At 70.7% G+C, this 3,317-nt stretch carries 4 protein-coding genes; 1 reads left to right on the top strand and 3 read right to left on the bottom strand.

All coding sequences use genetic code 11. From position 1 onward, the window contains the following. From AOK00_RS29490 to AOK00_RS29480, 3 genes are all read right to left on the bottom strand, one after another. Positions 1-943 (bottom strand): cation diffusion facilitator family transporter (locus tag AOK00_RS29490; RefSeq protein WP_055603281.1); only part of this gene is annotated, 943 nt, incomplete at its 3' end. 23 nt (positions 944-966) lie between these two features. Beyond that, positions 967-1,836 carry an acyl-CoA thioesterase gene (locus AOK00_RS29485; protein ID WP_055603280.1) on the bottom strand — a complete coding sequence of 290 codons (870 nt, stop codon included), beginning with the start codon at positions 1,834-1,836 and terminating at the stop codon, positions 967-969. Positions 1,837-1,842: 6 nt separating this feature from the next. Beyond that, entirely contained in the window at positions 1,843-3,000 is a 1,158-nt protein-coding gene (locus tag AOK00_RS29480) for an acyl-CoA dehydrogenase family protein (RefSeq protein ID WP_055603279.1), read from the bottom strand. Positions 3,001-3,104: 104 nt separating this feature from the next. Here AOK00_RS29480 and AOK00_RS41495 point away from each other — a divergent pair. Next, on the top strand, positions 3,105-3,317 hold a 213-nt coding region (locus tag AOK00_RS41495), incomplete at its 3' end, for a hypothetical protein (protein ID WP_055603278.1).

Here is a 3,317-nt window from a genome sequence, read left to right as displayed (position 1 = left end):
AGGTGTGTATAAGAGACGGGTGTGGGGGCAGGGCCGGGGTGGGGTCCAGGTAGACGCGGCGGATCGACGGGAAGCGTTCGCGGAGTTGCGACTCCGCGTCCTCGCACGCCCACTCCACCTGCTCCGCCGACGCCACGTCCCGGAAGTCGACCTTCGCCGCGATCAGGACCTCGCCCGGTCCCTGGATGAGGGTCGTCAGTTCGAGGACGTCCACGATGTGCGGGACGGAGAGCAGCTCCTCGCGGACCTCGGCCCGCACGTTCTTCGGCAGCGGCCGGCCGATGAGGAGTTCGGCGTTGGAGCGGCCCAGGACCCAGGCCACGTACACGAGCAGCACGCCGATGAGGATCGACGCGATGCCGTCCCAGACGCTGGAGCCGGTGATCTGGACGCCGAGGAGGCCGCCCGCCGCGAGCATCAGGCCGGCCAGGGCGGCGGAGTCCTCCATCACCACCGCCTTCACGGTGGTGTCGGGGGTGAGGCGGAGGTAGCGGGCGAAGGGGGCCCGGGCCCGTTCCGCCTCGGCCTTGACCTGTCTGACGCCGGTCCGCAGGGAGTAGCCCTCCAGGACGAAGGCGACGCCCAGCACGATGTACGAGATGAGCGGGTCGCCCAGCTCCTCGCCGTGGGTGAGGGTGTGGACGCCGTCGTAGACCGAGAAGACCGCGCCGCCCACGAAGGTCGCCACGGCCGCGAGCAACGCCCAGACGTACCGTTCGCCCGCGTAGCCCAGCGGGTGGTCCTCGTCGGCCGGCTTCTCGCTCCGCTTCAGCGCGGTGAGCAGCATGACCTCGGTGACGGTGTCGGCGACCGAGTGGGCGGCCTCCGACAGCATCGCGCTGGATCCGCTGACGAGACCGGCGACGGCCTTGGCGGCGGCGATCCCCAGGTTGGCCACCGCCGCCACGATCACCGTGAACGTGCTCTCGCTCTGTTCCGCCATGGACCGGACGCTATGTCCGGTCGTCAGCGCGGCACGCGAACGACACCCTCCTGGATGACCGAGATCGCGAGCCTGCCGTCCTGCGTGTAGATCCGGGCCTGGCCCAGGCCGCGCCCGCCGGACGCGGTCGGCGACTCCTGGTCGTACAGGAGCCATTCGTCGGCCCGGAAGGGGCGGTGGAACCACATCGCGTGGTCCAGGGACGCCCCGACGACGTCCCCGACGGCCCAGCCGCCCCGCCCGTGCGCGAGCAGGACGGAGTCGAGCAGCGTCATGTCGGAGACGTACGTGGCGAGGACGACGTGGAGGAGAGGGTCGTCGGCCAGCTTGCCGTTGGTGCGGAACCAGACCTGCGAGCGTGGCTCGCGCGGCTCCCCGACCGCGCCCCAGGGCGGGACCTCGGCGTAGCGGAGGTCGACGGCCGCCCTGGCCTCGATCAGCCGGTCCGCGACCTCGCGGGGGAGGTGACGGGGCAGCATCTCGGCCGGTGTGGGGAGCGACTCCGGGTCCGGCGCGGCGGGCATGTCCGCCTGGTGGTCAAGACCCTCCTCGTACGTCTGGAACGACGCCGAGAGGTGGAAGATCGGCTGCCCGTGCTGGACGGCGACGACCCGGCGGGTGGTGAAGGAGCGTCCGTCGCGGATGCGGTCGACCGTGTACACGATCGGGGCGCCCGGGTCCCCGGGGCGCAGGAAGTACGCGTGCAGGGAGTGGGCGAGCCGGTCCTCGGGGACCGTCCGCCCGGCCGCCACCAGCGCCTGGGCGGCCACCTGGCCGCCGAAGACGCGGGGGACGAGCGCGGAGCGGGACTCACCCCGGAAGATGTCCCGCTCGATCCGCTCCAGGTCGAGCAGATCGAGCAGGGCATCCAGGGCGTTGTGTGTGTCGGGCACCTGGGTTTAGAGGCCCATCGACTTCGCGATGATCGACTTCATGATCTCGCTGGTGCCGCCGTAGATGCGGTTGACGCGGTTGTCGGCGTACAGACGCGCGATCGGGTACTCGTTCATGTAGCCGTAGCCGCCGTGCAGCTGGAGGCAGCGGTCGATGACGCGGTGCGCGACCTCGGTGCAGAAGAGCTTGGCGCTCGCGGCCTCGGCCGGGGACAGCTCGCCCGCGTCCAGGGCCTCCAGGGCGCGGTCGGCCACGGCCTCGGCGGCGTCGACCTCGGCCTGGCAGGCGGCCAGCTCGAACTTGGTGTTCTGGAAGTGCGCGACCGGCTTGCCGAAGACGGTGCGGTCCTGCACGTACTCCTTGGCGAAGCGCACGGCGGCCTTGGCCTGCGCGTACGCGCCGAAGGCGATGCCCCAGCGCTCGGAGGCCAGGTTGTGGCCGAGGTAGGAGAAGCCCTTGCCCTCCTCGCCGAGGAGGTCCTCGACGGGCACCTTGACGTCGACGAAGGCCAGCTCGGCCGTGTCGGAGGTGCGCAGACCGAGCTTGTCCAGCTTGCGGCCGATGGAGTAGCCCTCGGACTTGGTGTCCACGGCGAAGAGGGAGATGCCGAAGCGGCGGTCGTCGGCCGAGGGGGCCGACGTACGGGCGCAGACGATCACGCGGTCGGCGTGGACGCCACCGGTGATGAAGGTCTTGGAGCCGTTGAGGACGTAGTGGGTGCCGTCCTCGGAGAGCTTGGCGGTGGTCTTCATGCCCGCGACGTCGGAGCCGGTGCCCGGCTCGGTCATCGCGAGGGCCCACATCTCCTCGCCGGTGACGAACTTCGGCAGGTAGCGCTTCTTCTGGTCGCCGGTGGCGAGCATCTTGATGTAGGGCAGGGCGAGCAGCACGTGGACACCGGAGCCGCCGAACTGCACACCCGCGCGCGAGGTCTCCTCGTAGAGGACGGCCTCGAACTTGTGGGTGTCCAGGCCCGCGCCGCCGAACTCCTCGGGCACGTTGATGCCGAAGACGCCCAGCTCGCCGAGCTTGTCGTAGAACTCGCGCGGCGCCTGACCGGCCGCGAACCACTCGTCGTAGACGGGGACGACCTCGGCCTCGATGAAGGCCCGGATGGTCTCCCGGAACGCCTCGTGGTCCTCGTTGAATACGGTACGGCGCACGGTGCGGCTCCTCCGGTGTGCGGGCCCAATTGTCTAAGCGCTTGCTCAGGCTGTCGCCAACGAAGTTACCCAGCGGTCACCCACCCTGTCCAGACTCATCGCCTGTGATCCAGGCCCGCCCCACGGAGTCGTACACGTGTACGGGCCGCCCCTTCGCCCCGCTCGTCCTGAAGGGTGCGCCGTCCTCGTCCCCGATCCGGACCGTGCCCCGGCGCCCCTCCGAGCTCCACTCCAGCTCCAGGTACCAGCGGCAGTCGCAGGCCACCGCCCCCGCCGAGCCGGAGGAGCTGCTGCGTCTCGGCGGGGGCGGTGGCCTG

This window comes from Streptomyces aureus (assembly GCF_001418135.1).
GTDB lineage: Bacteria > Actinomycetota > Actinomycetes > Streptomycetales > Streptomycetaceae > Streptomyces > Streptomyces aureus_A.
This window is presented reverse-complemented; position numbering and strand designations above follow the sequence as displayed.